Annotated in this window: 3 protein-coding genes; all 3 read left to right on the plus strand. The window is 53.6% G+C overall.

What is annotated here, in order from left to right; all coding sequences use genetic code 11:
• Positions 1 to 1,013: glycoside hydrolase family 28 protein (locus tag RMSM_RS28575; RefSeq protein WP_040769838.1), on the plus strand; the 1,013-nt coding region annotated here is incomplete at its 5' end.
• 673 nt (positions 1,014 to 1,686) lie between these two features.
• Positions 1,687 to 3,543 (plus strand): glycoside hydrolase family 97 protein, encoded by a 1,857-nt coding sequence (locus RMSM_RS28580; protein WP_008705477.1) that lies wholly within the window; start codon positions 1,687 to 1,689, stop codon positions 3,541 to 3,543.
• 585 nt (positions 3,544 to 4,128) lie between these two features.
• Positions 4,129 to 5,985, plus strand: a complete 1,857-nt coding sequence (locus tag RMSM_RS37465; protein ID WP_008705479.1) for a C2 family cysteine protease — start codon at positions 4,129 to 4,131, stop codon at positions 5,983 to 5,985.
• The last annotated feature ends 72 nt before the right edge of the window (positions 5,986 to 6,057 follow it).

Consider the following 6,057-nt stretch of genomic DNA (forward strand, 5'->3'; position numbering starts at 1 on the left):
ACGAGCATTTCCCCCGCAACCGAAGGGGTGGCAGGAACCATGGCATCCGCCCACGGTTAATGCGTATGGAGAGCTGTGAGGACATCACTTTTTCAGGCGTCACCTATAAACGTCCCGCGTTCTGGGGATTGCATCTGATCGACTGCAAGAACATTCACTTCAATGCAGTTACCGTGCGATTCCGCAACAACAACTACAACAACGATGGTCTGGATTTGGACGGCTGTGAGAATGTGCTCATCGAGAACTGTAATCTCAGCACCGGAGACGACGCAATCTGTTTGAAAAGCTCATTGAACCCGTGCCGAAACATCGTGGTGCGTGCGTGTAGAGCGGACAGCAATACGGCTGCGGTCAAATTTGGCACGTCTTCCCGCGGCGGATTTATCAACATCAGCATTACCAATTGTTATTTTCATGACTGCCCGATGGGCGCAATCAAGCTGCAGTCGGTCGACGGCGGACGCCTAGAAAATGTCAACATCTCTAGAATTGTTATGAAGGATGTTGGCAATCCTCTTTTCATGCGTCTGGGTAATCGTGGCACTACCTACGGCGAAGTACGAGGAAAATCCCCGGTCGGCACACTGAAAAACATACGCGTTAGCGATCTGGTTGCCGAGGTGACCGTAGAGGATCGAGTGAAAGCAGCGGAAGCGGTATATAAGAATCTGAAAGTCGATACGAACCCGGGCGTGACGGATAGCGAGAAGTCGAAAGCCGGGGCAATTATGATTACGGGTATCCCCGGTCACGCTATCGAAAACGTTGTCCTAGAAAACATCAAGATCTCGTACCCAGGTCACGGCACGGAAGAAGATGCCAAGCGAGTTGTGGCGGAAGACATTGATCGCTATCCCGAGCAGTTCTTTTTTGGTGTGCTGCCGGCTTGGGGTGCCTACATCCGTCACGCCAAGAATGTTGAATTCAAGAACGTTGAATTGACATTCCGTGGCGACGACGCACGTCAGCAGATCGTATTGGATGATGTAGAGGGATTTGTTGAGCACTGATCGATCGTGGTCAAACTCACCTGATTAAAACGAAATCCGAAATGAAGTCCCACGGTGAACTTGAACCCGCTAATCGCAATGCAGTTGCCGATAAGTTTGGGCCACCGCTGCGTAACATTTTTTCGTAGCGAAACTCGCAGAGAGTTTCGGTTTTACTCGCGTGGCCGAATGTCTCTGCGACTTTCGCTGCAGTGAATTCGCGTTTTCATTATCGGAAAAATGCTTCACAGCGTTTCGTTTGGGCGCTAGCCTCGGTCGAATGTCGGAACCGTGGCTAGCGGCCTGCTTGATTTAATGAGCCGCTCGCGCGTCAGCCGCCGGGTTCCACGCATTACCCGGTGCCTTACGGCCCTCGGCTCACTGATGCGATTTGCATTTCGACTAAATCAGAAGGCCGCCAGCGCCAAAGCGGCTAATTTTCGGAAAGACTCCTGCCTAGCTGCTTACCTGCAAAGCTGGCGGTCGACCTACGCTATGTCGAAAGAGCTCTAACGCAACGACCAAGGCGTCACCGTAGAATGCGTTGTATACTGCCCCCAAAGCCTTCCATTGCGAGTGAGGCGTGACGACCGATGACGCGACCGCCATGGCGGTTTTGCCGCATAATCGATGTACGCAATAACCCGTCCAACAGTACTTCGCATTCAGAATCTAACCACGGGACTCAACAACCATGACCTTGATGCTAAAGCTGCCCTCCTTCTTGACTCTTTGCTTGTTGATGCTTGCGTCGTCTGACCGCGGTGTGGGGGCTTCGGAGGTGACCGTTTCTTCTCCATCGGGAAACCACGCGATTCGGTTTTCACTTGCCGAAGGCGTTCCGCACTACAACGTTTCCTACCTGGGAACTACGATCCTTTCGGATTCGGCACTGTCGTTGAATCTCGAGGGCGACGGGTTGAGTGACACGTTCGTGGTCGAAAGTACACGGACCAACTCGCAAGACGGTAGCTGGCTTCCCGTAGTCGGATCCAAAAATTCCTACCCTGATGCCTACCACGAGTGCGTCGTTCAACTTCGAGAAGCATCCGACAAGAAACGACGACTCGACCTGGTCTTCCGAGCCTACGACGAAGGGGTTGCTTTTCGCTACACGATTCCTGAGCAGCAGGGCGTCTCGGAAATCAAGCTGCTTTCCGAAGACAGCCAGTTCCAATTTACCGACGATCACTTCGTCTACTGGGATGACTATCCGCAAGCAAAGTATTCCAAGGTGCGGCTCTCCGAGATGCCGGACCGCGCGATCCGGCCACTGCTGCTGGAAACCGGAACCCATTTCGTGGCCATCGCCGAAGCGGGCACCCTCGAGCACTACGCGCCGATGATGCTGAATCGATCCGGCAAACATCAACTGGTCACGCGGTTCCGCAGCGGAAGCGTTTCGGCCACCGATTCTCTTACGACTCCATGGCGAGTGGTTATGGTCGCCGAGCATCCGGGGACACTGGTCGAACATCATTACCTGCTGCAAAACCTTTCGCCACCCTGCGTGCTCAACGAACCCTTTTGGATCAAGCCTGGCAAGGTTTGGCGTAGCAATCTGATGACTTCCGCAGCCAAGGTGATCATCGACTACGCCGCCACCAACCACTACCAATACGTGCACTATGATGCGGGTTGGTATGGACCGGAACGGGACGCGGATTCAAATCCACTGACGGTCATCGATCCGATCGACATGCAGGAAACGATTCGTTACGCGGACGAACACGGAATTGGTTTGATCTGTTACATCAACAAAATCGCGATGTCGCGTTACGATCTGGACAAGACGTTTCGCACTTATCATCAATGGGGAATTCGTGGCGTGAAGTTCGGCTTCGTCGACTGGCAAAGCCAATCCGACATGGAGTTCTTGTTTAACGCCATCAAGACGGCGGCAAAATACAAATTGGTCGTTGACATCCACGACAATTTCCGGCTGACCGGGATCGAACGAACCTACCCCCACGTGTTGACGGTCGAAGGAATTTTGGGCAACGAAGAACGAGCGGACCGAGGTAACCCCGCGAAGAATGTGCTGACCACTTCCTTTGCCCGAATGATCGCCGGAGCCAGTGACTACACTCCTTGCTATCTGAATGGTCGAGTCGTCAGCCGCTCGTTTCAGCTCGCTTTGGGAGTCGTGTTTTACAGCCCGCTGCAATACCTGCACTGGTACGACCAAGCCAACCAATATGCAGGACACTCCTATCCCGAGCTTGAGTTTTGGAAAGAGATGCCTACGACCTGGGATGACTCGAAGGTGGTTCACGGATCGATCGGAAGCTATATGACCGTGGCCCGAAGGAAAGGCGAGCGATGGTTTGTCGGAACCATTGTCAACGAACCGAGAAGCCTTGATATCCGACTTGATTTCTTGGGCCCAGGAGAGTTCACCGCGAAGATCTATGGCGAGGATCCAGAGGACAAAAAGCTCGTCACGATCGAATCACGTCAAGTCACTTCGAGCAGCTCATTGACGGCGGAGATGAGTTTCGGAAGCGGGTGTGCGATCATGATATCGCCGACTCCGAGCACAAGTGAGTGACGCTACAATTGCCGTACCCGCGATTCATATTCGGACAGCAAGCTGACCGCGACGTTTTCCAATTTGTGTACGCCGTGAGTCGTTTGGACAAACGCTGTGTAGCATTTTTTCGTAGCGAAACTCGCAGAGAGTTTCGGTTGTACTCGCGTGGTCGAAAGTCTCTGCGACGTTCGCTAAGGTTAATTCGCGTTCTCCTACAGGGAAAAATGCTTGTCAGCGTTTCGTTTGCGCGCTAGCCTCGGTTGAATGTCGGAACCGTGGCTAGCGGGCGGTTGATTTAATGAGCCGCTCGCGCGTCAGCGGCCGGGTTGCACGCATGATCCGGTGCCTTACGGCCCTCGGCTCACCAATGCCATTTGCATTTCGACTAAATCAACAAGCTGCTGGCGTCAAAGCGGCTAATTTCCGGAAAGACTCCTGCCTATCTGCTTCCATCGCGATCATTCCGCAATGGAATGATCACGCACTGCCATAGTAACTCGCATAGGCCCTTCTTCTCTACGACAGGCCTGTAACAGTTCACGCTTATCTTCGCTTGTCTGGGTGTAATGTCACCTGTCACTCACCCTCGCGAAGAGAATCGCTATGAAATTCTGGCCCACTGAATTATTGTCCAAACCTGTACGAAGGAAAAACCGTCACTCGGCTCGTCGACGGAGAGCTCAACGCTTCCAAACGCTTGAGAACCGCGAGATGATGGCGGGGGATGTCACCGCATACCTCGACGGTTACACGCTGCGTATCGAGGGCGATGGCGAGGCGAACCACATTGAAGTTCGACAACTGAGCAGTGGTGAAATTTCGATCGAGAAAACAGAACCCAACAGCTCGAGACTTCCATCCGACTTCCACACGCGGATCAATGGCGGTTACAGCGATACATTGTCGGGCCAGTTTAATTCGATTTCGATTTCAATGAACGGAAATGACGACAGTCTGAAACTGATCGATATGGATATTTCTTGGGACCTCACGATCGACCTCGGCAGCGGTGCTGATGACCTGGACGTTCACAGCGTTTCCGTCGGAGACGATTTGCGTGTTTTCACAGGAGGAGCGCCCTCAGACCGATCCGACGTGGTGGACATTTACAATGTCGAAGTTGGTACGGCCACCACCAACGCCGATCTCGTTATCGACAGCGAGGCACGTGGCGACAACGAAATCGTGTATGTTCGAAACACAACCGTCGCCGATGACCTGTTTTTGTACTTGTCGAACACCGATACCGAGAACGACATGGCACTGGTGTACAGCGATGTCCAGGTCAATGGTCTGTCGTCCAATGGAACTACCCGTATCGACAGCCATTACTTGTATCTTGATGATTTCAGCACCTACGGCTCGGGTGACTTTCGCTTTGTCAATCAGCTCTACGCGTACGACTCCTACTTCAGCGGCGACTTGAGCGTTGATGGAACACAGCAGGCCGATATTTTGAGATTGAACAACATGAGCGTCGGGTACTCGGCGGATATCCACGGCCTAGCGGGCGACGATGAAATTGAAATCTCAGGCGGTCAAGATTTCACGATTGAAGGAGGCGACGACAACGACACGCTCATCGGCGGCAGCGGCGACGATGTCATTTCTGGAGGCAATGGAGATGACGTGCTAAAAGGTGGCGCCGGCGTCGACCAGTTGTTCGGTGGAGCCGATAATGATTGGCTCGAAGCCGGTACGGTGGCCGAATTGGCACTGGGCGGGTCAGGCCAAGATTGGAACGCGCATCGTTTTGACGTCAACGGCGCTACCTTTGATGACATCGACCAAAACTCGACGCCGACGTGCGTGATTCTCTCGTCGCTGTCGGCGGTTGCACGAATCGACGGGAGTGATTTCTTGCTTGACAAGATCAGCTACCTCGGTGATTACCAATATGAAGTAAGACTGTATGACGTCAACGGCGACCTAGCGCCGCAAACGGTTGATTTTGACGGCACGCTCTACGGCTGGGAACCGAGCATTGATGCCGAGGGCGAATCGTGGGTGGTTCTTTTCCAGCGTGCCTATCTGCAATCCAAGGGACTCGATTACACCGTCCAGGCTCAGGCCACGGGAAGTGCTGCCGGAGAGAACACAGCCACGATTGGCCAGCCGCTAACGATGCTGACCGGCCGTACCAGCTCGCTGTACAATACCGGCAACCGCTGGGTGAATCCCAGTGCGATCGCCAATGCCGTTCAACAGGGGAAACGGGTCCTCGTTGGTACAAAGAACGCTGGCCAAGTGAAGGAACAATTGGTCAATAACCATGCGTACACGGTGATCGACGAAGACCTCTGGTTCGATGCGAAGACTCGCACCTGGGAAGGCACGGTGACGCTGCGGAATCCATGGGGTGTCGATGGGGGGCAATCCACCGACTCAGTGAACGATGGCATCATCGTCGTCGAGATCGATGTGCTCTGGTCTTCCATCGCCGTGGTTGCGACCAACTAGTGAGCTGTTCCGCAGCCACGGCGGTCGCGGGATGAAAAGATCAAACTCGGTTTCAAGCAGGCAGTTGCCTTC

It is taken from the genome of Rhodopirellula maiorica SM1, from assembly GCF_000346295.1.
GTDB lineage: Bacteria > Planctomycetota > Planctomycetia > Pirellulales > Pirellulaceae > Novipirellula > Novipirellula maiorica.